The sequence below is a fragment of the Pseudomonas sp. NFR02 genome (assembly GCF_900119375.1).
GTDB classification, from domain to species: domain Bacteria; phylum Pseudomonadota; class Gammaproteobacteria; order Pseudomonadales; family Pseudomonadaceae; genus Aquipseudomonas; species Aquipseudomonas paracarnis.
In genome coordinates this window covers 736443-761411 of record NZ_FPJJ01000002.1, presented here as the reverse complement: position 1 = coordinate 761411, position 24969 = coordinate 736443, and the positions used below count along the sequence as shown (strand labels likewise).

Below are 24969 nucleotides of genomic sequence, written 5' to 3'. Positions count from 1 at the left end.
TCGCAGGCAAGCCAGCTCCCACAGGGTTTTGCGGTGTTTTTAATCCAGCGTTCGCTGCACTTCGCACACCGCCTGTTCAAGGCTGCCCATATGCAAATTCAACACTCGCTCCACCGGCGCCTGATGCATTGGCCAATGCAGCGCCATGCTCCCCACCAGGCGGCCATTGGCGCGCACCGGCAGCGCCACCGCCCGGATCAGGAACGGCAAACGCACAGGATATTCCCAATAGCCCTCGGTACGCTGGCCAAAGCCCTGGTGCTGGGTTTGCTCGCATGCGCGATAGTGCTCGTCTGCCGCCACATGATTACGGCCTGCCAGGCGATGTACTTCTTCGGCCGGCAATTGCGTCAAGCAGGCTTTGCCCATCGCGGAATGGAACAGGCTGGCATACTGGCCGACGATCTGGCAGTTGTTCGGGTACAGCTTGCGCAACACACTGGGAATCGCACTCTCCATGACCTCCAGGCGCTCACCATCGAAGCACGACAAATCCACCACCAGCCCGGTGCGCTCGCTGAGCTCCAATAACCAGGGGGCGGCGCTCTCCACCACCTGGCGCTTGAAGCGTTGCTGGGTATCGCCGAACAAGCGCCGGGCACGCAGGCGGTAACGTCGATCACTCAGGCCCCGATAGACCCAACCCTGTTCCTGCAAGGTTAGCAACATGCGCGACACCGTGGCCTTGGGCAGGCGCGTGAGGTAGTGCAACTCTTCCAGCCCCAGGGCCTGGTGCTCGCCCAGCAACTCGACAATTGCCAGTGCGCGCTCAACCGAGCGTACGGTGCCTGTCTCCATGTTCGATCTCCCTGTTGCCGGTGGATGATCTTTTTTCACAGCAAGATACAGGCCCGGTCAGCGCTCAACGGGTCGTTGCAAGGCACGCCGGTGGCCGGCGTTGTACCCATTGGGTCAGTTGTTCATGGGCGTAGGCCAATTGCAGCACGGCCCTGTCGGCCTGGGCCGGGCCAATGATTTGCAGGCCCATGGGCAAGCCCTGGGGGTTGAAGCCCACCGGAATGCTCATGCTCGGCAAACCGGCGAGGGTCGGGCCGATCACCACCTCCATCCAACGGTGATAAGTGTCCATTTCACGCCCGCCGACGAGGCGCGGCCAAGGCTGTTGTGCATCGAAAGGGAACACCTGGGCGGTGGGCAACAGCAGGAAATCGTAACGTTCGAACAGCTTGCCCAAAGCGCGGTACCACTCACTGCGGTCCACCGACGCCTGGTAAACCTGCTGAGCACTCAAGCCCTGGCCGCCCTCCACTTCCCATTGCGCTTCGGGCTTGAGCAACGCGCGTTTTTGCGGGTTGGCGTAGGCCGCGCCGAGGTTGCCGTGCACCAGCCAATGGCGGTGTACCAACCAGCAGCGCCACAGGCGCGCCATGGAAAAGTCCGGTTGGCAGCTGTGCACTTCACAGCCCAACCTGGCGAAATCATCCAGCGCCGCTTCGCACAGGCTCATCACGCCATCATCCATCGGCAGATAACCGTTGTAGTCCCCCAGCCAACCGAGGCGTGCGCCGTTGAAGTCGCGTTGCAACGGCTGGCCCAGCACCGCCGGATCGGCCTGGGATGACAGCGGCGTGCGGGGGTCGTAACCGGCCTGGATGCTCAGCAACCGAGCCACATCCGTCACGCTGCGCCCCATCGGGCCTTCGGTGCCCAGTTGCTGCACGAACAACTCCGGCATCGGCCCGTGGGGCACCCGTCCTTGGGAGGGGCGCAAGCCGAACACGTTGTTGAACGCCGCCGGGTTGCGCAGCGAGCCCATCATGTCGCTGCCGTCGGCCACCGGCAGCATGCGTAGCGCCAGGGCCACCGCCGCTCCGCCACTGCTGCCGCCGGCCGCCAGGCGCGGGTCATAGGCGTTGCCGGTGGTACCGAACAGCGTGTTGTAGGTGTGGGAACCCAGGCCGAACTCCGGCACGTTGGTCTTGCCGATGATGATCGCGCCACTGGCCCGCACCCGCGCCACGCTGATGGCGTCCTCGCCCGGCACATGCTCAGCGAACAGCGGTGAGCCCAGGGTGGTGCGCAAGCCCCGGGTGGCCGCCAGGTCCTTGATGGCCTGGGGCATGCCATGCATCCAGCCACGGGAGTGGCCCTGGTCCAACTCACGATCGCAGGCCCTCGCCTCGGCCAGCACGGCCTCGCTGTCGCGCAACGACACCAGCGCATTCACGCCAGGGTTAAAGCGCTGAATCTGTGCCAGGTACGCCTGCATCACCTCTTCGCACGACACCTGCCGCCCATGAATGGCCCGCGACAGTTCAGTGGCATCCCAATCAACAATACTCAAGGCTTCACCTCTCTGGAAAACGGCAGCGGTTTGCTCGCCCGGGGTGCCTCGCGCATGCAGTAAGTGCCCAGCAGCGTCAGCACGCACGCAAACAATACATAGAACGAGGGCGCCACCGGCGTGCCCAGTACCTTGCTCAGCCAGGTCACGATCAACGGCGCGAAACCACCGAACACCATCACCGCCACGTTATAGGCCACCGACACACCGGTCGAGCGCACCTCGATAGGGAACTGCTCGGCCAATGCCGTCGGCGCTGGCCCGAAGAACCCGCCAATCGCCGTGCACAACATCACCTGCATCACCAGCAGGCGCTCGATAGACGGTGCGGCGGCCACCCACACATACAACGGGTAGACCATCACGAAGAACGCCAAGGTGAAGGCCATCAACACCGGTCGCCGTCCCCATCGATCCGAGAGCAAGCCGGACAACGGAATCACCACAGTCATCAGCGCTACCGCAAACATCTGCACCATCAGCACCTGGTCCAGCGGCAGGCCAAGGTTCTTGTGAGTGAAGGTCGGCATGTTCACCAGCACCACATAAAACGACACCGTCGCGCCGCAGGCCAGCCCCATCGACACCAGAATACTGCGCCGATGCTCACGCAGCACTTGCATGAGGCTCGGCGCCGGGCCAGTGGCTTGCTTGCGCGCTTCGATGAACTCTTCCGGGTCTTCCATGTGCCGACGAATCCACAACCCCACCGGGCCGATCAGCAAGCCCAGCACAAACGGCAGGCGCCAGCCCCACAAGTCGAGGGTTTCGGGCGAAAAGAAATGCGTGACCAGCGCCACCATCGCTGCCCCACCGAACACCGCCAGGCATTGCCCCACCAGTTGCCAGGAGCCATACAATCCCTTGCGATGGGCCGGTGCACTTTCCACCAGAAATGCCGTGGCACTCGCGTACTCACCGCCGGTAGCAAACCCCTGCAGCATCCGCGCCACCACAATCAGCAACGGCGCGCCCATGCCGATGGCAGCATAGTTCGGCGCGAAGGCGATCAGCGCGATGGACACGGTCATCAACCGGATAATCAACTGCATCGCCGCCTTGCGGCCTTTGCGGTCGGCGTAGATGCCCAAGAGGATGCCGCCCACCGGGCGCATGAAAAAGCCCACGCCGAAGGTGGCCAGGGCCATCAGCAGCGAGGCGTATTCGTCCTCCGAGGGGAAGAACTGCCGGGCGATGATACTGGCGAGAAAGCCGTAGACGATGAAGTCATACCATTCCAACGCGTTGCCAATCACCGCCGCCACCACTTGGCGGGTGCGCGAAACACCAGGTTTTGCAGTCTGCATGAGGAACACTCCGTTCAACCGGTCAGGGAAAGGGTCCAGCGGCAGAAAAAAGAGGTCATCAGGCCGGCTTGAGCCAGCTCTCGGCCAGCGCGCCCCAGTAGGCTGCGCCGGTCAGCAGGATGTCGTCGTTGAAGTCATAGGCGGGGTTGTGCACCATCGGCCGCGACACGCCGTTGCCGATAAACAGATAACTGCCTGGGCAGCGTTGCAGCATCCAGGCGAAGTCTTCGCTGCCCATCAGCGTGCGGGTGTTGCCGTCCACGGCGTCGGCACCGAGCAAGGCCACGCCGACCTGACGGGCGAATTCGGTTTCTTCGGCGTGGTTGACCAGCACCGGGTAGGCCGGGCGGTGTTCGACCTGCACGGTGCAGCCGAAGCTGGCGGCCTGGGTCTGGATGATCGCGTTGACCCGTTCCAGCATTTGTTCACGCACCTTGGGGTTGAGTGCGCGCAGGCTCAGGCGCAATAACGCTTGCTGGGGAATCACGTTGGCCGCCTGGCCGGCCTGCAAGGCGCCGACGGTGACCACGGCGGCTTCCTGGGTATCGATATTGCGCGCCACCACCGTTTGCAGAGCCATGACCATGCTGGCTGCCGCCACCAGTGGATCGATAGTGAGGTGTGGCATGGAGCCGTGGCCACCGACACCTTCGAGGGTCACGGTAAGCAAATCCTGGGACGCCATCATCGGGCCAACTCTCAAGCCCAGATGCCCCGCCGGCAAACCCGGCATATTGTGCATGCCGAACAACCCGTCGCAAGGAAAGCGCTCCAGCAAACCGTCCGCCAACATCGCCTCGGCACCGCCCTGGCCTTCTTCGGCGGGTTGGAAAATCAGGTTCAAAGTGCCGTCCAATTGCCGCGTCGCCGCCAAGTAACGCGCGGCACCGAGCAACATGGTGGTGTGGCCGTCATGGCCGCAGGCGTGCATGCAGCCGGCATGCTGGCTGGTATAGACCGCGCCGGTATTTTCGATGATGGGCAAGGCGTCCATGTCGGCGCGAATCCCCAACGTGCGCGAGCTGCTGCCGTTACGCAGCACGCCGACCACACCGGTCTTGCCGATGCCGGTATGCACCTCATACCCCCACTCCCGCAATGACTGCGCGACCAGTGCTGAGGTGCGGTTCTCTTCAAAGCCGAGTTCGGGGTGGGCGTGGATATCGTGACGCACAGCGTGCAAGTCGCTGGCAACGTCACTGAGCCAATCCAGGATGTGCTGGTGCGGGCGCATGGTGATTCTCCTCACAGGCGGGTGGTCCCGTTCTTGTTGGCGACACATCGACAGCTAAGCGCGATGTGCGCGTGAGGACAATCAAAGGTGGTTCCACTCTGTGGAACCTCAGGGCCGGTTCTTTTTCCGAGAACCCACGCAGATAATCTAAATGTGGGACCTGGCTTGCCTGCGATGACGGCGGCACAGGCACCCGTGATGTTGACTGACCTGGCGCTATCGCAGGCAAGCCAGCTCCCACAGGGGAATTTGGGTGTGTCAGGGGTTGAGGCGGCAGCCTTGACGGTCGCCCAACCACCGCGCCGTCTGCGTACGCCCTAAACCGCTTGCCGTGACTTCACTGCGTTCCGGCGAGTCAGTGAACGCACTGGTTGGCACGTACTGCTTCACATACCCCAGGCAATACTGCGCAGGGTTGTTGGCCACATACCGGCACGAGCAATACTCCTTGGCGGTGTACGCCGCGATGATGTCAGGGAAGGCTTGCAGGTTGACGCGCTCGTGCCAAACCCAGCCCAAGAGTGCGATAAACAACACCAGTAAAACGCTGATGAACGGATGACGACGCATCATGAGCGCACCGCCGCCAGCACTCGTTTGAGCAGTTCGTTATGCCGGTAACTACCATCCCGATCATCGCCGTAACGCACGATCACCAGGTGTTCATCGGGCAGCACAAACAGCGCCTGGCCCCAGTGCCCCAGCGCGGCAAAGGTGGCGGCCGGTGCGTCGGGCCAGGGTTGGGGGGCGCCGGTGTTGAGCCACCAATGGCCGCCCGGCACGGCTTCATCCTGGCCGGCTTTGTAGCGATCGAAGGGCCGGCGGTTGAAGGCGACCCAGTCCTTGGGCAGCAGTTGCCGCTCGCCCCAGCGTCCATCCCGCGCCATCAGTAACCCTACTCGTGCCAGATCGCGGGCTGTGAGATAGGCATAGGACGACGCGACAAACGTTTCATCCGCATCGGTTTCCCAGGTTGCGTCGCGAATGTCCAGGGGCTGGAACAGCGCGTCCCATGGGTAGTTCATGTAAGCCTTGTGGCCGAGCATGCCCTTGAGCGCGGCGGACAAGAGGTTACTGTCGCCGCTGGAATAGCGGAAAACCTGGCCGGGGGCGGCGGCGGCTTCGGTATCCGCCGTGAATTGCGCCATGTCGGTGTGGCCACGGGTGTAGAGCATCGCCACCACCGAAGACTTCAACGGGGCGTATTCGTAGTCTTCCTGCCAATCCAACCCGGAGGCCCAGTGCAGCAAGTCGGCCATGGTTACCTTAGGGTGCTGCTTCATCGGCGGGTAGAAACGTGCGACAGGGTCGCTGAGTTTGAAGCGGCCTTGCCCATAGGCCACGCCCAGCACGGTAGCCATCAGGCTTTTGCTGACGGACCAGGTCAGGTGCGGTGTGCTGGCAGTGGTGGGTGCGGCGTAGCGTTCATAGATGATTTCGCCATCCCGAATGACCAGCAACGCGTCGGTGCGAATACCGTTGCGGGTGGCATCGTCACGGGGTGGGAAAGCGTAGGCGTTCAGGGCATCGACAGCGGGACCAGTGAGGGCTGTGCCCACGGCCCACTCCTTTTCAGGCCAGATTTCAGCGCGAGCATTCACGGCGACAAACAATAGGGCAACGCACAACAGGCCTCGGACCATGGACGCAAACTCAAGGGGGCATTCAAGCCCGCGAGCCTAGCTCACGCCAGTGACAGATTTGCGACAAGGGGGCTGTCATCCAACCGTCACCGTAACTTCATGGAGCTGACACCGAGGCTACATAGCCTGACTTTGGACAACAAAGTCGACTGGCCGCAACCTGGCCGGCACCCGGAGACTCGCTATGACTCAGATCGCCCGCATCAGCGACAAAGGCAATGAACGCCGTCTGCAAGCCGAACGCCTGGTAGGCGCACAGGCATTGCAGGAAGCCCAGGCCCTGCGGTTCAACGTGTTCAGCGGCGAGTTCAACGCCAAGCTGAAAGGCGCGGAACTGGGTCTGGACATGGATGACTATGATGTTCACTGCAGCCATATCGGCGTGCGGGATTTGAACAGCGGTCGACTCGTCGCTACTACCCGTCTGCTCGACCACCAGGCCGCCAGCACCCTGGGCCGGTTCTACAGCGAAGAAGAATTCAGCCTGCATGGCCTGCTGCACTTGCAGGGCCCGATTCTGGAGATTGGCCGCACCTGCGTCGACCCGGCCTATCGCAATGGCGGCACCATCGCGGTGTTGTGGGGCGAGTTGGCCGAGGTACTCAACCAGGGTGGCTACAGCTACCTGATGGGCTGCGCAAGCATCCCGATGCACGATGGCGGCATCCAGGCCCACGCGATCATGCAGCGCTTGCGCGAGCGCTATCTGTGCAACGAACACCTGCGCGCCGAACCGAAAAAACCGCTGCCGGCCCTGGACTTGCCGTCCAACGTCATCGCCGAAATGCCGCCGCTGCTCAAGGCCTACATGCGCCTGGGCGCGAAGATCTGCGGCGAGCCGTGCTGGGATGAAGACTTCCAGGTAGCCGACGTGTTTATCCTGCTCAAGCGCGACGAGTTGTGCCCGCGTTACGCGCGCCACTTCAAGGCGGCCATGTGATGAACCGCCTGCGCATTTACGGGCGCATCGCCCGCGTGCTGTTGGTGGTGGGGCTGGGGTTGAGCATGGCCAGTGTGTTCGGCCTGTTCGAGCGCCTGGGGGTGGCTAACTCGATGGTGCGGCGCCAGCGTTGGTCGCGCTTCTTCATGGCACGGCTGACCAACGCCCTGCCCTTTCGCGTGACGGTGCATGGCGAGTTGCCGCAAACGCCGATGCTGTGGGTGAGCAATCATGTGTCCTGGACGGATATCCCGTTGCTGGGCATGGTGGCGCCGATGTCGTTTTTGTCCAAGGCCGAAGTACGTACCTGGCCGGTGGCGGGCTGGCTGGCGGCCAAGGCTGGCAGCCTGTTTATTCGTCGCGGTTCAGGTGACAGCCAACTGATTCGCAAGCAGATGACCCGTCATCTGGAACAACAGCACCCCTTGCTGATGTTCCCCGAAGGCACCACCACCGACGGTCGCGGCCTGCGCACGTTCCACGGGCGCTTGCTGGCCAGCGCGATCGATGCGGATGTGTCGCTGCAGCCGGTGGCGATTCGGTATCTGCGCGACGGCCAGGTCGACCCGCTGGCGCCCTTTATTGGCGATGATGATTTGCTCTCGCACCTGATGCGCTTGTTTTCCAATGACCAGGGCGATGTAGAGATTCATGTGCTCAAGCCGATTGCCTGCACTGGGCAGGAACGTGCGGCGTTGGCGTATCAGGCGCAGCAAGCGGTGCAGAAGGCGTTGTTTGGGCCAGTGCCGGAAGCAGAGCAAGTGGCTGCTCGACCTGCATTCGCAGCCTGAAGCAATGTGAACACAATCCAAATGTGGGAGCCGGCAAGCCAGCTCCCACATTCAGCTCTCATGTAGTCAGTTGAGATTGCGCAAATTTCTGCAACTCTGGGTAGAACAGTCGAAAGTCCTCACTCAGGGGCTCATATAAAACCCGCAACTCCTGCATCGCATATCCTAACTCCTCAGGCTGCGTCAGCCGCCGCGAAATCCCGCGCAGCACCTGGTCCATCACCGCAAACTCGCGGTACGAGCCCAACCAATCATCCGCGGCCATATACGGCGCAATCTGCGCCAGCCGCCCCGGCAACGCGGGTTCAGCCGCCAACACCTGATACACCTGGGACGTGAAACGCTCCAGAGGCTGGTCGGCATACAGCGCCCAATCCCGCGCCAGGCAATGGTCAAAAAACACATCGAGGACGATCCCGGCATAGCGCCTGCGGGTCAGACTGAAGCGCGACAAGGCCTCGCCCACCAGCGGATGGCTATCGGTAAAGCGGTCGATGGAACGATGCAACTGGATCGCCGCTTCGATTTGCGGGCTGAACTGGCCCTGCAGGCGGCCTTTGACGAAGTCACCATAAAGGCTACCCAGCAATTGCGCAGGAAGTTGGCCGCCCAGGTGCAGATGTGCGAGATAATTCATGCCGCGCAGTCTACCACTGCCACCAACATATCGTTATAACCCGATATACCGATTCGACCTGGCCTCAGATCAAAATCATATTGGTATATCGGGATATTACGATCTAAAGTTCGCCTTATCGCGATATAACGCTTTACGACACCGAGCACCCTGCCATGTCCATCGACCTCGACGAAATAATAAAAGCCCTGGCGCACCCAGTACGACGAGACATCCTCACCTGGCTCAAAGACCCGAAAGTGCAGTTCCCCGAGCAATTGCACAACCACGAATACGGCATCTGCGCCGGGCAGATCGACCAGCGCTGCGGCTTGTCCCAGTCGACGGTGTCGGCCCACCTGGCCACCTTGCAACGTGCGGGTCTGATCAGCAGCCAGAAGGCTGGACAGTGGCACTTTTTCAAGCGCAATGAGGAAGTGATCCAAGCCTTTCTGACTGCGCTCATTACCGAACTCAGCGCACCGTAATCACCAAGGACACGTACATGCCCCTCTCGCTACTCATACTGGCCCTGAGCGCCTTCGCCATCGGCACCACCGAGTTCGTCATCATGGGCTTGCTGCCCGATGTGGCGGCAGACCTGGGTGTGTCAATTCCCGGCGCCGGCTGGCTGGTCACCGGTTACGCCCTGGGCGTGGCCATCGGCGCACCGTTCATGGCACTGGCCACCGCCAGGCTGCCACGCAAGGCGGCGCTGGTAGCGTTGATGGGTATTTTCATTATCGGCAACCTGCTCTGCGCCCTGGCAAGCGACTACAACGTGCTGATGTTTGCCCGTGTGGTCACGGCGTTGTGCCACGGAGCCTTCTTCGGAATTGGTTCGGTGGTGGCGGCCAACCTGGTGCCGGCCAACAAACGTGCGTCGGCGGTGGCGCTGATGTTCACCGGGTTGACCCTGGCCAACGTGCTGGGCGTGCCCCTGGGTACGGCGCTGGGCCAGGAAGCCGGCTGGCGCTCGACCTTCTGGGCCGTGACCGTGATTGGCGTGATCGCCTTGATCGGCCTTATTCGCTTCCTGCCCGCCAAGCGTGACGAAGAAAAACTCGACATGCGTGCCGAACTGGCCGCCCTCAAGGGCGCCGGTATCTGGTTGTCACTGAGCATGACTGCGCTGTTTGCCGCGTCCATGTTTACCCTCTTTACCTACGTCGCGCCGCTGCTGGGCGATGTCACTGGCGTGTCGCCCAAAGGCGTGACCTGGACACTGCTGCTAATCGGCCTGGGCCTCACCGTGGGCAACATCATCGGCGGCAAACTGGCGGACAAGCGCCTGGCGGCCACCTTGATCGGCGTGTTCATCAGCATGGCGGTGGTTTGCACGGTGCTGAGCTGGACCAGCGTTGCGGTGATACCGACTGAAATCACCCTGTTCCTGTGGGCCACCGCTTCGTTCGCCGCCGTGCCGGCGCTGCAAATCAACGTGGTGACCTTCGGCAAGGCCGCGCCGAACCTGGTGTCCACCCTGAACATCGGGGCCTTCAACATTGGCAACGCCCTCGGCGCCTGGGTCGGTGGCAGCGTGATTGCCCACGGTTTCGGCCTGACCCGCGTGCCACTGGCCGCCGCGGCGCTGGCCATCCTCGCGCTGCTGGTGACCCTGATCACTTTCCGTCAGGGCGCCAATGCCGACCTGGCCCCCGCGACCCACTGATCAACTTGAAAGAGAAGGTGTTTTTCCCATGACGACTATTTTCGATCCGATCACACTGGGCGACCTGCAACTGTCGAACCGCATCATCATGGCGCCGCTGACCCGCTGCCGCGCGGATGCCGGCCGCGTACCCAACGCACTGATGGCCGAGTACTACGTGCAACGCGCCTCCGCCGGGCTGATCCTCAGCGAAGCCACTTCCGTGACGCCCATGGGCGTGGGCTACCCGGACACCCCCGGCATCTGGTCCAACGATCAGGTGCGCGGCTGGGCCAACATCACCAAGGCCGTGCATGGCGCGGGCGGCAAGATCTTTCTGCAGTTGTGGCATGTGGGCCGGATTTCCCACGAGTCCTACCTGAACGGCGAAACTCCGGTGGCCCCGAGTGCGGTTCAGGCTAAAGGCCACGTCAGCCTGGTTCGCCCATTGGCCGACTACCCGACCCCGCGCGCCCTGGAAACCGCTGAAATCGCCGACATCGTCGACGCTTACCGCACCGGCGCCGAGAACGCCAAAGCCGCAGGCTTCGACGGCGTGGAAATCCACGGCGCCAACGGCTACCTGCTCGACCAGTTCCTGCAAAGCAGCACCAACCAGCGCACCGACCAGTACGGCGGCTCTTTGGAAAACCGTGCGCGCCTGTTGCTGGAAGTCACCGACGCCGCCATCGAAGTCTGGGGCGCCGGCCGCGTGGGCGTGCACCTGGCACCGCGTGCTGACGCGCATGACATGGGCGACGACAACCTCGCCGAGACCTTCACCTACGTCGCCAGCGAACTGGGCAAGCGCGGTATCGCCTTTATCTGCTCCCGTGAAAAAGAAGGCGCAGACAGCCTTGGCCCGCAGCTGAAAAAAGCCTTCGGCGGCGCGTACATCGCCAACGAACGTTTCACCAAAGACAGCGCCAATGCCTGGCTGGCGGCGGGCAAGGCGGATGCAGTGGCCTTCGGTATTCCTTTCATCGCCAACCCGGACCTGCCGGCGCGACTGAAGGCTGATGCGCCGTTGAACGAGCCGCATCCGGAGACCTTCTATGGCAAAGGCCCGGTAGGTTACATCGACTACCCGACGCTGCCGATCTAACGTCATCCGCAAATACTGTAGGAGCGAGCTTGCTCGCTCCTACAGTATCAGAGGCAAGTCCCCCTCCTACATTTGTGCCTGTCTGTAGCCCCCTGGAAACATCGCTTCACAGAACGGCAACAATATCGCTACAAAATACTTAGCCGGCTACCTATCAACCGCCCGCCAGGCCGTATATAAAGTCACCCCACAAATCAGGCAGAAGGACGATTGACTGTCTTTAGGCTTTACTGTTGACACAACGGGTTGCAATTACGCATTTTGTTTCAATTGCGCAGGCTGGGGCTCAGGCGCAGCATGTCCAGCCCTATGTCAGCCCAGCGCTCGGCGTCTTGGTGCAGTTCAAAGCTATCGGGGACCAGCAGCCACTGGCCGATCAAACCGTGGATGAAGGCATGTATGCAGACAGCCCCACGGGTGGTGTCGAGATTTTCAGGCAGTTGCCCGCGATTGACCGCGTTACGCAACGTCAGGCTGATACGCAGGTTGCATTCCAGGCTGTGGGTCTGGCGTTGGCGGCGCATGTCGCACATTTCATCGGTGAACTCGCACTTATGAAACAGAATCTCGTTGATGCGCCGGGTTTTCGGGTCCAGGGCCACTTCATGGTAGAGATGAATCAGCAGCTTGCGCATACAGCCGAGCGGGTCGGCTTCATCCTCGCTTTCACTCGCCCGGGCCAGTTCGTCCAGCGGTTCGTGCAGCGTGTCGAGCAGGGCCTGGAGCAAATCGGACTTATTGCTGAAATGCCAATAGATAGCCCCGCGCGTCACCCCTGCCAGCGCGGCGATGTCCGCCAGGGTGGTGCGCGCCACGCCACGCTCATAAAAGGCTTGCTCGGCGGCTTGGAGAATCTGGCTGCGCGTTTCCTGAGCTTCCTCTTTGGTGCGACGAACCATGGCAGTAAAACCTCAATCAGGACACTGTGGATGGTACTTGACCATCATCTGAATAATTGTGGGACGACGCCGTCATGGGCGCCGAACGTACTAGAATCGAGGCTTGCAGCGGTGCTTTGTCAGCATTGCGCGAAGCCTGTCAAGAGTTTACAAACAACCATGAACGTAAGTATATTGCGTAGCAAGCTACTTATCCACTCACGGCTTGTTTTTTACCCTTCCACACTTCTTGTGCGCACTCTGCGCGCCTGACCCGAGGATCTTCATGCAACTTAAGCCAGCTGTTACCGCTCTGGTCACTGCCGTCGCCCTGGCATCGCTGCTCAGCGGATGTAAAAAGGAAGAAGCGGCACCGCCCGCTCAAACCCCTCAGGTCGGCGTGGTCACCATTCAACCGCAAGCCTATACCCTGACCACCGAGCTGCCAGGCCGCACCACGGCCTTCCGCATTGCGGAAGTCCGGCCGCAGGTCAACGGCATCATTCTCAAGCGCCTGTTCAAGGAAGGCGCCGACGTGAAGGAAGGGCAACAGCTCTACCAGATCGACCCGTCGGTGTATGAAGCCACGCTCAAAAGCGCACAGGCGAGCCTGACCCAGACCAAATCCATCACCGATCGCTACAAGCAATTGGTCGAGGAGCAGGCCGTCAGCCGTCAGGAATACGACACCGCCGTTGCCAACCGCATGACTGCCGAGGCAAACGTTCAAACCGCCCAGATCAACGTGCGCTACACCAAGGTGTACGCGCCGATCTCCGGGCGTATTGGCCGTTCTTCGGTCACCGAAGGCGCACTGGTCAGCAATGGCCAGGCCGACGCCATGGCGGTGATCCAGCAACTGGACCCGATCTACGTCGACGTCACGCAATCTTCAGCTGAAATGCTCAAGCTGCGTCGCGACCTGGCCAGTGGCCAACTGGAAAAAGCCGGCGACAACGCTGCCAAGGTCAAGCTGACCCTGGAAGACGGCACGGCTTACGCCCAGGACGGCAAGCTCGAGTTCTCCGAAGTGTCGGTCGACCAGACCACCGGTTCCGTGACCCTGCGTGCCGTGTTCCCCAACCCTGACCACGTGCTGCTGCCGGGCATGTTCGTACACGCCCAGTTGCTGGCCGGTGTGAACAGCAAGGCCATCCTGGCTCCGCAACAAGGCGTGACCCGTGACCTGCGCGGCATTCCGACGGCGCTGATCGTGAACAAGGACAACAAGGTCGAGCAACGTGAACTGGTTGCCAACCGTACCGCCGGTGCCTACTGGCTGGTGGAAAAAGGCCTCAATGCCGGTGATCGCGTCATCACCGAAGGCTTGCAGTACGTCAAGCCAGGCGCCGAGGTGAAGGTCACGGAAGCCTCCAACGCTAAACCCGCCGGTACTGCCGCAGCGCCTGCTGCCGCTGCTGGTCAAGGGGAGTAATCCATGTCGAAATTTTTTATCGACCGTCCCATTTTCGCCTGGGTAATTGCCCTGGTGATCATGCTGGTCGGGGCACTCTCGATCCTGAAGTTGCCCATCAACCAATACCCGGCCATTGCGCCAACGGCCATTGATATCCAGGTGACCTACCCAGGTGCGTCCGCACAAACCGTGCAGGACACCGTGGTGCAGGTCATCGAGCAACAGCTCAACGGTATCGACAACCTGCGTTATGTCTCCTCGGACAGTAACTCCGACGGCAGCATGACCATCACCGTGACGTTCAACCAGGGTACCAACCCGGATATCGCCCAGGTCCAGGTACAGAACAAGCTGAACCTGGCCACCCCACTGCTGCCGCAAGAAGTGCAGCAACAGGGTATCCGTGTGACCAAGTCGGTGAAGAACTTCCTGATGGTGATCGGTCTGGTGTCGGAAGACGGCAGCATGACCAAGGACGACCTCTCCAACTACATCGTGTCCAACATCCAGGACCCGATCTCCCGTACCGCGGGGGTGGGTGACTTCCAGGTGTTCGGTTCGCAGTACGCCATGCGTATCTGGCTCGACCCGGCCAAACTGAACAACTACCAGCTCACGCCAGTGGACGTCAGCAATGCCATCAAGGCCCAGAACGTGCAGGTGGCCACCGGCCAACTGGGCGGCCTGCCTGCCCTGCCCGGCACCCAGCTGAACGCCACGATCATCGGCAAGACGCGCCTGCAAAGCACCGAGGAATTCGCCAAGATCCTGATGAAGGTGAACACCGACGGCTCCCAGGTTCGCCTGGGTGACGTCGCGCGCATCGAACTGGGCGGCCAGAACTACAGCATCAGTGCACAGTTCAACGGCAAGCCGGCTTCGGGTATGGCGATCAAGCTGGCGGCCGGTGCCAACGCCCTGGACACTGGCAAGGCCATCCGCGAAACAGTCAAGTCCCTGGAGCCGTTCTTCCCGCCTGGCATGAAGGCGGTGGTGCCTTATGACACCACGCCGGTCGTGACCGAGTCGATCTCCGGTGTGGTTCACACCCTGGTCGAAGCGATTGTGTTGGTGTTCCTGGTGATGTTCCTGTTCCTGCAGAACTTCCGTGCCACCATCATCACCACCATGACCGTACCGGTGGTATTGCTGGGCACCTTCGGGATCCTGGCGGCGTGCGGCTTCACCATCAACACCTTGACCATGTTCGGCATGATCCTGGCCATCGGCTTGCTGGTGGACGATGCCATCGTCGTGGTGGAAAACGTCGAACGGGTAATGGCTGAGGAGCACCTGTCGCCCAAGGAAGCAACGATCAAGTCCATGGGCCAGATCCAGGGCGCCCTGGTGGGTATTGCCCTGGTACTGTCGGCGGTACTGCTGCCGATGGCGTTCTTCGGTGGTTCTACCGGTGTGATCTACCGGCAGTTCTCCATCACCATCGTTTCGGCGATGGCGTTGTCGGTGCTGGTTGCCCTGATCTTCACCCCGGCGTTGTGCGCCACCATGCTCAAGCCGATTGATCCGGAAAAACACGGCCAGCCCAAGCGCGGCTTCTTCGGCTGGTTCAACCGCACCTTCGACCGTGGCGTACTCAAGTACGAGCGCGGCGTGGGCGGCATGATCAAGCACAAGATCCCGGCATTCCTGGTGTACGCGCTGATCCTGGCCGGCATGATCTGGATGTTCACCCGTATTCCAAGCGCGTTCCTGCCTGAGGAAGACCAGGGTGTGATCTTCGCCCAGGTGCAGACACCGGTCGGCGCTTCGGCTGAGCGCACGCAAAAAGTCGTCGACGACATGCGCGCCTTCCTGCTGAACGACAAGGAAGGCGAGCCAGGCGAAGGCAAGGCAGTGAAATCGGTGTTTACCGTGAACGGCTTCAACTTTGCTGGCCGTGGCCAGAGCTCGGGTCTTGCGTTCGTGATGCTCAAGCCGTGGGACGAGCGGGATTCGAGCCAGTCGGTGTTCGAAGTGGCTAAGCGTGCCCAGGGTTACTTCTTCGGGGCCTTCAAGGACGCCATGGTATTTGCCATCGTGCCGCCTTCGGTGCTGGAGCTGGGTAACGCCACCGGTTTTGACGTGTTCCTGCAAGACCAGGGTGGCGTCGGCCACGACAAGCTGATGGCTGCACGTAACCAGTTCCTGGGCGCTGCGGCACAAAGCAAGGTGCTGGCCGGCGTACGCCCTAACGGCGTGAACGATGAGCCGCAGTACGAGCTGACCGTTGACGACGAGAAGGCCAGTGCCCAAGGCATCAGCCTCGCCGATATCCAGCAGACCCTGGCCATTGCCTTGGGTGGTAGCTACATCAACGACTTCATCGACCGTGGTCGCGTGAAGAAGGTGTATGTACAAGGTGACGCCGCCAGCCGCATGTCGCCTGAAGATCTGGACAAATGGTACGTGCGCAGCAACGACGGGAAAATGGTGCCGCTGTCGGCTATCTCGTCGGGCCAGTGGATCTACGGTTCGCCCAAACTTTCGCGATACAACGGTGTAGCGGCGATGGAAATCCTCGGTACCCCGGCACCGGGCTACAGTACCGGTGATGCGATGGCCGAAGTCGAACGCATTGCCAAAGAACTGCCGGCCGGTGTCGGTTATGCCTGGACAGGCCTGTCGTACGAAGAACGCCTTTCCGGTTCCCAGGCGCCAGCCCTGTACGCACTGTCGCTTTTGGTCGTGTTCCTGTGCCTGGCAGCACTGTACGAAAGCTGGTCGATTCCGATTGCGGTGATTCTGGTTGTGCCACTGGGTGTGATCGGTGCACTGATCGCCACCAGCATGCGCGGCTTGTCCAACGACGTGTTCTTCCAGGTGGGCCTGTTGGTGACGGTGGGCCTGGCGGCGAAAAACGCCATCCTCATCGTGGAATTCGCCAAGGAACTGCACGAGCAAGGCAAAGGCATCGTCGAGGCGGCTATCGAAGCGTCCCGTATGCGTCTGCGCCCGATCATCATGACCTCGTTGGCGTTCATGCTCGGCGTACTACCGCTGGCAATCTCCACCGGCGCCGGCTCAGGCAGCCAGCACGCAATCGGTACCGGCGTTATCGGCGGTATGATCACGGCCACTGTGCTGGCGATCTTCTGGGTGCCGCTGTTCTACGCAACCGTGTCCGCCGCTGGCGAACGCAAAAAGAAAGACACTACTGAAACTCCTAAAGAGGCTGGCCAATGAGCAAGTCGCTACTTTCCCTAGCCGTCACCGCATTCGTGCTCAGTGGCTGCTCGCTGATACCTGACTATCAGCGCCCCGAAGCGCCGGTGGCCGCGCAGTTCCCGCAGGGCCCGGCGTATTCGTCGGCCCAGGCGCCGAGCCAGGCCGCTGCCGAGCAAGGCTGGAAGCAGTTTTTCCATGACCCTGCCCTGCAACAGCTGATCCAGACCGCGTTGGTGAACAACCGTGACCTGCGTGTCGCGGCGCTGAACATCGACGCCTATGCGGCGCAATATCAGATCCAACGTGCCGACCTGTTCCCGGCCGTGTCGGCCACCGGTAACGGCAGCCGTTCGCGCACCCCGGCCAAGCTGTCGCAGACCGGCGAATCGACCATCGCCAGCCAGTACTCGGCGGGCCTTGGGATCAGCTCTTATGAGCTGGACCTGTTCGGTCGCGTGCGCAGCCTCAGTGAAGAAGCGCTGCAGAAGTACTTCGCCACTGAAGAAGCACGTCGCAGCACCCAAATCAGCCTGGTGGCCAGCGTGGCGAATGCCTACCTGACCTGGCAGGCCGACAAGGAGCTGCTCAAGCTGACCCAGGACACCCTGGCCGCGTTCGAGCAAAGCTACAAGCTCACCTCGCGCAGCAATGAAGTTGGCGTGGCCTCGGCCCTCGACCTCAGCCAGGCACGCACCTCGGTGGAAAACGCCCGTGTACAACTGGCGCGTTACACCCGCCAGGTGGCCCAGGACGAAAACAGCCTGACCCTGCTGCTGGGCACCGGCCTGCCGGCGAATATCGCCAGCAAGCCGCTGTCCGATGACCTGCTCAGCGAAGTGCCGGCCGGGTTGCCATCGGACCTGCTGCAACGTCGTCCCGACATTGTGCAAGCCGAGTACAACCTCAAGGCCGCCAACGCCAACATCGGCGCGGCCCGTGCGGCGTTCTTCCCGAGCATCAGCCTGACCGCCAGCGCCGGTACTGCCAGCCCTACCCTGGGTGGCCTGTTCAAAGGCGGTTCGGGAACCTGGGCGTTTGCCCCGCAGATCAACATCCCGATCTTCAACGCCGGTAGCCTGCGCGCAAGCCTGGACTACTCGAAGATCCAGAAAGAGATCAACGTGGCCAACTACGAGAAGGCCATCCAGACCGGCTTCCAGGAAGTCTCCGACGGCCTGGCCGCGCGTGCGACCTACAAGCAGCAACTGGATGCCCAGCGCGGCTTCGTCGAGGCTAACCAGGATTACTACCGCCTGGCCGAGCGTCGCTACCGCATTGGTGTCGACAGCAACCTGACCTTCCTCGACGCCCAGCGCCAACTGTTCAGTGCCCAGCAATCGCTGATCACCGACCGCCTGGCGCAGCTCACCAGCGAGGTCAACCTGTACAAGGCCCTCGGCGGTGGCTGGAACGAGCAGACTGCGAAGAACGAGCCGTTGAAAGAACAAGCACCGCCGTTGAAGTTGTTCTGATAGCGCGGGTGTGAAAACCGCTTCCCTCACCGGAAGCGGTTTTTTTATGCCTGCATTGTTGCCCTTACAACTTGCGTTCGATCATCGCCCACAACCCACCTTCCCCTACTTTCATCGCCCCCGCACCGCCGCGCACCATGGCCGCCACCTGCATAAACCCAATAACAACAGGTTCACACCATGAGCACTTTCCAACCGCGCCAGCTGTTGCTGGCGGCTGCTGTCGCCAGTTCTGCCCTGCCCGTTCTCGCCCAGGATCACGGCTTTCTCGAAGACGCCAGCGCCAACCTCAACCTGCGTAATTTCTTCTTCAACCGCAACTACACCAACCCGACCAAGGCTCAGGGTGGCGCGCAGGAGTGGACGCAAAGTTTCATTCTCGACGCCAAGTCCGGGTTCACCCAAGGCACAGTCGGTTTTGGTGTGGATGTGCTGGGCTTGTACTCGCTCAAGCTCGATGGCGGGCGTGGCACAGGCGGCACGCAGTTGCTGCCGCTGGACCATGACGGCCGGCCAGCCGATGAGTTTGGCCGGCTGGGCGTGGCATTCAAGGCGCGCTTTTCCAAGACCGAGCTGAAGGTGGGCGAATGGATGCCGGTGCTGCCGATCCTGCGTTCCGACGATGGCCGCTCCCTGCCACAGACCCTGCGTGGCGGGCAGATCACCTCGAAGGAAATCGACGGCCTGACCCTCTATGGCGGCCAATTCCGCGCCAATAGCCCGCGGGACGACGGCAGCATGAGCGACATGTCGATGTTCGGCAAAACCGCCTTCACCTCCGACCGTTTCAACTTCCAGGGCGCCGAATACGCGTTCAACGACAAACGCACCCAAGTCGGCGTGTGGAATGCCCAGCTCAAGGACATCTACAGCCAGCAGTTCGTCAATCTGATCCACAGCCAGCCTGTGGGCGACTGGACCCTGGGCGCCAACCTGGGCTTCTTTTACGGTAAGGACGACGGCAGCGCCCGCGCCGGCGACCTGGACAACAAAACCTGGTCCGGTTTGTTCTCGGCCAGGTACGGTGGCAACACCTTCTACGTCGGCCTGCAAAAACTCACCGGCGACAGTGCCTGGATGCGCGTCAACGGCACCAGCGGCGGCACCCTGGCCAACGACAGCTACAACTCCAGCTATGACAACGCACAGGAAAAATCCTGGCAGGTTCGCCACGACTACAACTTCGCCGCCCTCGGTGTACCAGGCCTGACCCTGATGAACCGCTATATCAGCGGCAGCAACGTGCACACCGGCACCATCACCGACGGCAAGGAGTGGGGCCGCGAGACCGAAGTAGGCTATACGGTGCAAAGCGGCACGCTGAAAAACCTCAACGTGCGCTGGCGCAATTCGAGTATGCGCAGGGACTACAGCAACAACGAGTTCGATGAGAACCGGTTGATCGTCAGCTATCCGATCAGTCTGCTGTAAACCGGCATAGCACTTACTGTATGGTGCGCGCCTGCCGCTGCTGATCCCCCCAGCAGCGGCCTTTACTCGGGCCCTGCACGGCATGAAATCCTTCGCTACAGCAATCGCTTTGTTTGCCCTGGTCTTGAGCCTGGGGGGCTGTATCAGCGCACCCATCGCCCTGACACCACAGACCGAACAACGCCTGCTGGCCCAGGCGCCGATCCGCTTTTTGCTGACCTTCGACGATGGCCCAAGCGCCTCGGGCTACAACAATCCGAGCCGTTCGGTAGTGGCGGACCTGGCCAACAACCCGGTGCTGCCGGGGATCAAGGCGGTGTTCTTCCTGCAGACCGAAGCCGCTCGCGCAGGCGGCAGTTCCCGAGGCCGCAAGACCATGGAACGAGAATTCGCCGCTGGCCATGTCCTGGCCTTCCACACGGCCACCGCGTTTCACACCAATCATCGCTGGTTGAACGACGCCACGCTGGAACACACCCTTACCGAAGGCGCCGCAGACATTGCCGCCATCACGGGCGCGCCCCCCGTGCTGGTACGCCCACCCTTCTGGAACTACGACAAGCGCACCTTCGCCGCCTACCAACGCCACGGCATGCAGGTACTGTTGACGGATTTGAGCGCCAATGACGGCAAGATCTGGGGCTTCAACGCCAGCCCGCGTCGGCGGGCCAACCTGTATCGGCAACTGTCGGTGGTACGCGAACGCATCGCCTTAGGTGAACTACCGACAGTGGAGGGTGTGATCCCGGTAGTGGTGACCTTCCATGACATCAACCGCTACACCGCGCGGCATATGCAGGAGTACTTGCAGATTCTGATGGACAGCGCACGGGTCAACGGTTTGAAGACCGCGGCCGAGCCGTTCTATACCGACCACGCCGCGCTGGAACGCGCAGCGCTGGCCCGGACGGTCAAGGCTGTGAACGAGCCGGTGCACCTGCCTGGGGTGTGGAATTGGCTGTGGGATGCTGATTCCCACTAATACCTTAAACCTGTGACGATCCCCTGTGGGAGCTGGCTTGCCTGCGATGCAGACAACACGGTCCCCAGTCAGACCTCGTCGCTACAATCGCAGGCAAGCCAGCTCCCACAGGTGATCGCCTTTCACATTCAGTCTTGTTGGCGAGACTCCACACCCAACTCATCCCACACCGACTCCGCCAGGTGAAACGTCGCATTCGCTGCCGGGATCCCGCAGTAGATCGCACTCTGCATCAGCACTTCCTTGATCTCGGCGCGGGTTACGCCGTTGCTGGCGGCGGCACGCAGGTGCAGCTTCAGTTCTTCACTGCGGTTCATGCCGATCAGCATCGCGATGGTGATCAGGCTGCGGGTATGCCGAGGCAGGCCGGGGCGGGTCCAGATGTCACCCCAGGCGTGGCGGGTGATCATTTCCTGGAACTCGCTGTTGAACTCGGTCAGGGCATTGAGGCTGCGGTCGACATGGGCATTGCCCAGTACTTCGCGGCGCACCTGCAGGCCCTCGGCGTAACGTTGTTTCTCGTCCACAAATAGCTCCTCAGCGGGCCAGCAGAAATTCGATCACCCGGTCGCTGAACGCAGCACCGGCCTGAACGTTGGACAAGTGCGCTGCATAGAACTCGGCGTACTCGGCGCCCTGCACATGGCTCTGGATAAAGTGGCCGCCGGCTGGCGGCGTTACCGCGTCTTCGGTGCCGGCAATCACCAGGGTCGGCACCTTGATCGAGGACAATTGCTCACGAAAATCCGCATCGCGCACGGCGCCGCAGTTGGCGGCATACCCCTCGGGCGAAGTGGCTGCGAGCATATCGGTGATCTGCTTGGCCTGGTGCGGGTTGGCAGCGGCGAAATCTGCGGTGAACCAGCGCGCAATGGACGCATCGCGCAGCGCCACCATCGCGGCGGCGCCATCACGCAGGACCATTTCGATACGCGGGTTCCACACCTCGGGCGTGCCGATCTTGGCCGCGGTATTACACACCACCAGGCGTTGCAGGCGCTCGCCGGCATGAATGCCCAGCCATTGGCCGATCAAGCCGCCCATGGACAATCCGCAAAAATGCGCCTTCTGGATATCCAGCGCATCCAGCAGTGCGAGCACGTCTGCCCCCAGTTGCTCGATGCTGTAAGGCCCCTCGGTCACCAGGGATTGGCCGTGGCCACGGGTGTCGAAACGCAGCACACGAAAATGCTCGGTAAAGGCCGGAATCTGGATATCCCACATATGCAGGTCGGTACCCAGGGAATTGGACAGCACCAGTACCGGTGCGTCGGCGGGCCCCTCGAGTTGGTAATGCAGTTCGCCCTCGGCGAGTTGTACAAAAGCCACAGCGGTCTCCTCAGGCAGTCAAAGCAAAATGTTCGGTCACCGCACGCGTGACCCAGGTAGACGCCTGGCCCAGGTAATGGGCCGGGTCGAGCAGGCGGTCCAATTCAGCCGCCGACAGCTCGGCGGTGACGTGCGGCTCATCCGCCAGTACCGCGCGCAAATGGCGCTGCTCGGCGACCGCACGTTTGCAGCACTGCTCCAGCAGATGGTGCGCAGTGTCGCGGCCCAAGCGTTGGGCGAGCACGATACTCACCGCTTCGGCCAGTACCAGGCCCTGAGTCAGGTCGAGGTTGTGTGCCATACGTTCGGCATTCACCTCCAGCCCTTCACTGACCAGAATTGCCTGGTGCAAGGCACCGGACACCAAGCGGCAAATCTCTGGCAAGGTTTCCCATTCGGCGTGCCACAAGCCCAGGCTGCGTTCGTGCTCTTGAGGCATGGCGCTGAACATCGTTGCCACCAGGCCTGGTACGCGGGTGGCCGCGCTGATCAGCACTGCGGCGCCCACCGGGTTACGCTTGTGCGGCATGGTGGACGAACCGCCCTTGCCCGGCGCCGAAGGCTCGAACACCTCGGCCGCTTCGGTCTGCATCAACAGGCTGATATCGCGGCCCAACTTGCCGAGGCTACCGGCGATCAGGCCAAGCAGGCTGGCAAACTCCACCAGGCGGTCACGCTGGGTGTGCCAGGGTTGTTCCGGCAAACCCAGTTGCAACTCGGCGGCCAAGGCTTCGGCCACGGGCATGGCGTGTTCGCCCAGCGCTGCCAAGGTGCCCGAGGCGCCGCCAAATTGCAGGACCAGCAGGCGCGGTTTCAATTCGGCCAGGCGCTGGCGACTGCGCGTCACCGCGCCCAGCCAACCGGCGATTTTCATTCCCAGGGTGACCGGCGTCGCCTGCTGCAACCAGGTGCGCCCGGCCAACGGCACGGTGGCGTAACGCTGAGCCTGGGCGGCCAACACCTCCCCCAGGCGAGCCAGGTCGGCCTCGATCAATTCCACCCCACGGCGCAGTTGCAGCACCAGGCCGGTGTCCATCACATCCTGGCTGGTTGCGCCCAGGTGTACATAACGCTCGGCGTCGGCGTCCTCACTGGCGATCAACTTGCCCAACGCCTTCACCAATGGAATCGCAGAGTTGCCCGCCGTGGCAATCGCGCTGCCAAGGGCGTCCACGTCATACAGCGACGCCAGGCACGCCTGGGCAATCGGTGCGACAGCGGCCTGGGGAATCAACCCGACCCGGGCCTGCGCCCGGGCCAGTGCGGCCTCGAAATCCAGCATGCCCTGCAAACGCCCCTGGTCACAGAACACTTCGGCCATGCTGTCAGCGGTGAAATAAGCGTCGAACAGTTGATTGCTCGTGCGCAGCGTCATAACTCATCCCTTACAGATCGTGATGCAGGTACGCCGCCTGTTTCGGCAGGCGCAAGCTGAACAGGAAGGCCACCGCCATCATCGCGGTGACGTACCAATAAAAGGTGTTTTCCATGCCGATGGATTTGAGGCTCAGCGCAACCACTTCTGCCGAACCGCCAAACACCGCGTTAGCCACCGCATACGCCAGGCCCACGCCCAATGCACGCACCTGGGGCGGGAACATCTCCGCTTTGACCAGGCCGCTGATGGAGGTGTAGAAGCTGACAATCGCCAAGGCCAGGGTGATCAGCACAAACGCCAAAAACGGGCTGGTCACGGTTTTCAAGGTCAGCAGGATCGGCACGGTAAACAGCGTGCCAAGGCAGGCAAACCAGAGCATGGAATTACGCCGGCCAATCTTGTCGGCCAACATGCCGAACAACGGCTGCATGCACATGTACAGAAACAGCGCGCCGGTCATGATGTAGCTCGACGTCTTGGCGTGCATGCCCACGGTATTCACCAGGTACTTCTGCATGTAGGTGGTGAAGGTATAGAAAATCAGCGAGCCGCCGGCGGTGTAGCCCAGCACCGTAATGAAGGCTTTGCCGTGGTCGCGAAACAGCGCGACGATACTGCCGGCGTCCTTGTCTTCACGCATTTCCTTGCTGGTGGTTTCTTTCAGGGTGCGACGCAGCAGCAGGGAGATCACGGCGGCTATAGCGCCGATCACAAACGGGATGCGCCAGCCCCAGGCGCGCAGTTCTTCTTCGGTGAGGATCTGTTGCAGGATCACCACCACCAGCACCGCCAGCAACTGGCCGCCGATCAGGGTCACGTACTGGAACGAAGCAAAGAAGCCACGCTGGCCCTTGAGCGCGACTTCACTCATGTAAGTGGCCGTGGTGCCGTATTCGCCGCCCACCGACAAGCCCTGGAACAGCCGCGCCACCAACAGCAACGCTGGCGCCCAGGCACCGATGGCGTTGTAGGTCGGCAGAAAGGCGATGACCAGGGAGCCGCCGCACATCATCAGCACCGAGATCATCATCGAGTTCTTGCGCCCGTGCTTGTCGGCCACCCGGCCAAACAACCAGCCACCGATCGGTCGCATCAGGAACCCGGCGGCAAACACCCCGGCGGTGTTGAGCAACTGCACCGTGGGGTCGTCCGAGGGGAAAAACGCCGGAGCAAAATAAATCGCGCAGAAGGCATAGACGTAGAAGTCGAACCATTCGACCAGGTTGCCGGAGGACGCACCGACAATCGCAAAGATCCTTTTGCTGCGTTCTTCTCCGGTGTAGTGGCTGGTTTTTGTTGTCATGTTTTTTTACTCAGTGGGAACG

22 protein-coding genes are annotated in these 24969 nt (G+C 61.7%); 10 read left to right on the top strand and 12 right to left on the bottom strand.

All coding sequences use genetic code 11. The features are described from left to right. Positions 1-39: 39 nt before the first annotated feature. The 6 genes from BT199_RS09185 to BT199_RS09160 all read right to left on the bottom strand — a co-directional run bounded on the left by BT199_RS09185 (position 40) and on the right by BT199_RS09160 (position 6489). Positions 40-798 carry a helix-turn-helix domain-containing protein gene (locus tag BT199_RS09185; RefSeq protein ID WP_014717323.1) on the bottom strand — a complete coding sequence of 253 codons (759 nt, stop codon included), beginning with the start codon at positions 796-798 and terminating at the stop codon, positions 40-42. Positions 799-862: 64 nt separating this feature from the next. Further along, the gene (locus BT199_RS09180; RefSeq protein WP_072434331.1) at positions 863-2305 is read right to left on the bottom strand and encodes an amidase; all 1443 of its coding nucleotides are present in this window, start codon (positions 2303-2305) and stop codon (positions 863-865) included. After that, positions 2302-3612, bottom strand: coding sequence for a citrate-proton symporter (locus tag BT199_RS09175; protein ID WP_072434330.1), 1311 nt, complete (start codon positions 3610-3612; stop codon positions 2302-2304). Before BT199_RS09175 ends, BT199_RS09180 begins: the two co-directional genes overlap by 4 nt. A gap of 58 nt (positions 3613-3670) precedes the next feature. After that, positions 3671-4846 (bottom strand): M20 aminoacylase family protein, encoded by a 1176-nt coding sequence (locus BT199_RS09170; protein ID WP_019817817.1) that lies wholly within the window; start codon positions 4844-4846, stop codon positions 3671-3673. A gap of 258 nt (positions 4847-5104) precedes the next feature. Then, entirely contained in the window at positions 5105-5419 is a 315-nt protein-coding gene (locus BT199_RS09165; protein ID WP_014717319.1) for a hypothetical protein, read from the bottom strand. Then, positions 5416-6489 (bottom strand): serine hydrolase domain-containing protein, encoded by a 1074-nt coding sequence (locus BT199_RS09160; RefSeq protein WP_072434329.1) that lies wholly within the window; start codon positions 6487-6489, stop codon positions 5416-5418. Before BT199_RS09160 ends, BT199_RS09165 begins: the two co-directional genes overlap by 4 nt. Before the next feature lie 184 nt (positions 6490-6673). Between BT199_RS09160 and olsB the strand changes: the two genes are divergently transcribed. Together olsB and BT199_RS09150 are read left to right on the top strand one after the other, a co-directional pair. Then, on the top strand, positions 6674-7429 hold the full coding sequence (gene olsB, locus BT199_RS09155; RefSeq protein ID WP_003189352.1) for an L-ornithine N(alpha)-acyltransferase: 756 nt from the start codon (positions 6674-6676) through the stop codon (positions 7427-7429). Continuing rightward, entirely contained in the window at positions 7429-8220 is a 792-nt protein-coding gene (locus tag BT199_RS09150) for a lysophospholipid acyltransferase family protein (RefSeq protein WP_014717317.1), read from the top strand. The genes olsB and BT199_RS09150 overlap by 1 nt, the downstream gene beginning before the upstream one ends. Before the next feature lie 58 nt (positions 8221-8278). On the opposite strand, the gene BT199_RS09145 is transcribed toward BT199_RS09150, so the two are convergent. Next, complete coding sequence (locus BT199_RS09145) at positions 8279-8857, bottom strand: acyl carrier protein phosphodiesterase (protein ID WP_014717316.1); 579 nt, start codon at positions 8855-8857, stop codon at positions 8279-8281. A gap of 155 nt (positions 8858-9012) precedes the next feature. On the opposite strand from BT199_RS09145, the gene BT199_RS09140 reads away from it, so the two are divergent. From BT199_RS09140 to BT199_RS09130, 3 genes are read left to right on the top strand one after another with little or no spacing between them, the layout of a single operon-like run. Next, entirely contained in the window at positions 9013-9324 is a 312-nt protein-coding gene (locus BT199_RS09140) for an ArsR/SmtB family transcription factor (RefSeq protein ID WP_003189349.1), read from the top strand. 17 nt (positions 9325-9341) lie between these two features. Further along, positions 9342-10508, top strand: a complete 1167-nt coding sequence (locus BT199_RS09135; protein ID WP_014717315.1) for an MFS transporter — start codon at positions 9342-9344, stop codon at positions 10506-10508. Positions 10509-10536: 28 nt separating this feature from the next. Further along, a complete protein-coding gene (locus BT199_RS09130; RefSeq protein WP_072434328.1) occupies positions 10537-11592 on the top strand; it encodes an alkene reductase in 1056 nt (351 codons plus the stop codon). A gap of 266 nt (positions 11593-11858) precedes the next feature. Here BT199_RS09130 and BT199_RS09125 read toward each other — a convergent pair whose 3' ends face one another. Continuing rightward, positions 11859-12491 (bottom strand): TetR family transcriptional regulator, encoded by a 633-nt coding sequence (locus BT199_RS09125; RefSeq protein ID WP_014717304.1) that lies wholly within the window; start codon positions 12489-12491, stop codon positions 11859-11861. 265 nt (positions 12492-12756) lie between these two features. Between BT199_RS09125 and BT199_RS09120 the strand changes: the two genes are divergently transcribed. The 5 genes from BT199_RS09120 to BT199_RS09100 all read left to right on the top strand — a co-directional run bounded on the left by BT199_RS09120 (position 12757) and on the right by BT199_RS09100 (position 20937). Continuing rightward, positions 12757-13905, top strand: coding sequence for an efflux RND transporter periplasmic adaptor subunit (locus tag BT199_RS09120; RefSeq protein ID WP_014717303.1), 1149 nt, complete (start codon positions 12757-12759; stop codon positions 13903-13905). A 3-nt stretch (positions 13906-13908) separates the two neighbouring features. Further along, complete coding sequence (locus tag BT199_RS09115; protein ID WP_014717302.1) at positions 13909-17070, top strand: efflux RND transporter permease subunit; 3162 nt, start codon at positions 13909-13911, stop codon at positions 17068-17070. Next, positions 17067-18524, top strand: a complete 1458-nt coding sequence (adeC, locus tag BT199_RS09110; RefSeq protein WP_003189337.1) for an AdeC/AdeK/OprM family multidrug efflux complex outer membrane factor — start codon at positions 17067-17069, stop codon at positions 18522-18524. Before BT199_RS09115 ends, adeC begins: the two co-directional genes overlap by 4 nt. A gap of 180 nt (positions 18525-18704) precedes the next feature. Next, complete coding sequence (locus tag BT199_RS09105; RefSeq protein WP_019817827.1) at positions 18705-19955, top strand: OprD family porin; 1251 nt, start codon at positions 18705-18707, stop codon at positions 19953-19955. 82 nt (positions 19956-20037) lie between these two features. Further along, on the top strand, positions 20038-20937 hold the full coding sequence (locus tag BT199_RS09100; protein WP_072434327.1) for a polysaccharide deacetylase family protein: 900 nt from the start codon (positions 20038-20040) through the stop codon (positions 20935-20937). Between the two features lie 128 nt (positions 20938-21065). On the opposite strand, the gene pcaC is transcribed toward BT199_RS09100, so the two are convergent. The 4 genes from pcaC to BT199_RS09080 are packed head-to-tail and all read right to left on the bottom strand — an operon-like array spanning position 21066 to position 24947. Continuing rightward, positions 21066-21464 (bottom strand): 4-carboxymuconolactone decarboxylase, encoded by a 399-nt coding sequence (gene pcaC, locus BT199_RS09095; protein WP_072434326.1) that lies wholly within the window; start codon positions 21462-21464, stop codon positions 21066-21068. A gap of 10 nt (positions 21465-21474) precedes the next feature. Continuing rightward, the gene (pcaD, locus tag BT199_RS09090; RefSeq protein ID WP_060767160.1) at positions 21475-22266 is read right to left on the bottom strand and encodes a 3-oxoadipate enol-lactonase; all 792 of its coding nucleotides are present in this window, start codon (positions 22264-22266) and stop codon (positions 21475-21477) included. Between the two features lie 10 nt (positions 22267-22276). Continuing rightward, complete coding sequence (locus tag BT199_RS09085; RefSeq protein WP_072434325.1) at positions 22277-23641, bottom strand: 3-carboxy-cis,cis-muconate cycloisomerase; 1365 nt, start codon at positions 23639-23641, stop codon at positions 22277-22279. 10 nt (positions 23642-23651) lie between these two features. Continuing rightward, positions 23652-24947 carry an MFS family transporter gene (locus BT199_RS09080; RefSeq protein WP_072434324.1) on the bottom strand — a complete coding sequence of 432 codons (1296 nt, stop codon included), beginning with the start codon at positions 24945-24947 and terminating at the stop codon, positions 23652-23654. Positions 24948-24969 lie beyond the last annotated feature (22 nt).